This is a genomic window from Alkalispirochaeta americana (genome assembly GCF_900156105.1).
Taxonomy (GTDB): Bacteria; Spirochaetota; Spirochaetia; order DSM-27196; family Alkalispirochaetaceae; genus Alkalispirochaeta; species Alkalispirochaeta americana.
In genome coordinates, this window is sequence record NZ_FTMS01000064.1 from 1 (window position 1) to 1,076 (window position 1,076).

Annotated in this window: 2 protein-coding genes; both read left to right on the top strand. The window is 62.6% G+C overall.

Annotated elements, in window-relative coordinates:
- On the top strand, positions 1-541 hold a 541-nt coding region (locus tag BW950_RS15220), incomplete at its 5' end, for a hypothetical protein (protein WP_076490042.1).
- Positions 538-1,076: hypothetical protein (locus BW950_RS14720; RefSeq protein WP_143559296.1), on the top strand; the 539-nt coding region annotated here is incomplete at its 3' end. The genes BW950_RS15220 and BW950_RS14720, both read left to right, overlap by 4 nt.

Below are 1,076 nucleotides of genomic sequence, written 5' to 3' on the forward strand. Positions count from 1 at the left end.
CATGAGCGCCACCGTGGAGAACCTGGAGGATGGAGAGAACGTGAATGTTCTGGTCTATGAGGCAGACCGGGAGGACTCCGGCGAGGCACGGCAGCCCCTGGTACGAATCCTCACCGAGGTGATCGAGGGCCGGGTGGAGGCACGGTGGCAGGTAAGCGCCGGGCGCACCCGCCTGGCCGGGCTCACCCGGGAAGACGAGCTGAAGTACATCTTTGCCCTGGAGACCCCCGACAGACGCGCCCGCAGCCAGGACAGCCCGGAGTGCCGGGCGGTGTTTGTCCTGGACTACGAGCTGGAGCTCACCGGGGCAGACCGCGACGGCGGAGAAGCCACGCTTGAGAGCACCGACGGTGCATACTCGCAGAGCATTGCCTTCACCGGCGGGCAGGAGGAGCAGGAATCGATCCTCCTGCGGTTCCCCGATGTAGAGCCGGGCAGGACCTATCGTTTGCGTCTTGATACCTCTGATGGCCAGGCGCTCCTGTTTGAAGGGGCTCCCTTTGTGCACCTCTTTGGTGCATCCACAGGAGCGAATCCATGAAGGTGATAACCTCGCGCATGGTGTGCTTCAAGGAGTACACCTCCTACCGGTTCGAAGACCCCGAGGATCCCCGGAGCCTGGTGGGGGTGAAGGAACCTCAGGCGGGTACAGAAGAAACCGCTGCGGTGGATGTGGAGGGCAAGTGGGTTTATGTGGTGCGCTCAAGCCGCTATATCCCCGGCGATGGCATCGCCACCTACATTAACGAGATCACGCCACGCCCTGGCAGTGCCTACCCTCTGCCGATATACGAACAAGACCCGAGCGCTCCCTGCTGGAGTTTCTTCTGCCTCTCCCCGATTCAGCTGAGTCCGCCACGGCAGGAGGCGCTGCGGCGACAGGTCCACGCGATCACGCAACGAACAAACGTCTCGATTTCCCCGCGCTGCGACCGCCTGGTCCTCCTGCCCCTGACAACCAGGCAGGAGGAGAGCCTCCAGGGCACCTGGCTGTCCTCCTTCAGCACGCCCGGGGATGTCGAACGGATCGACGAGGAAAAAAATCACATCACCACGGTCTATCTCCATGACTACGT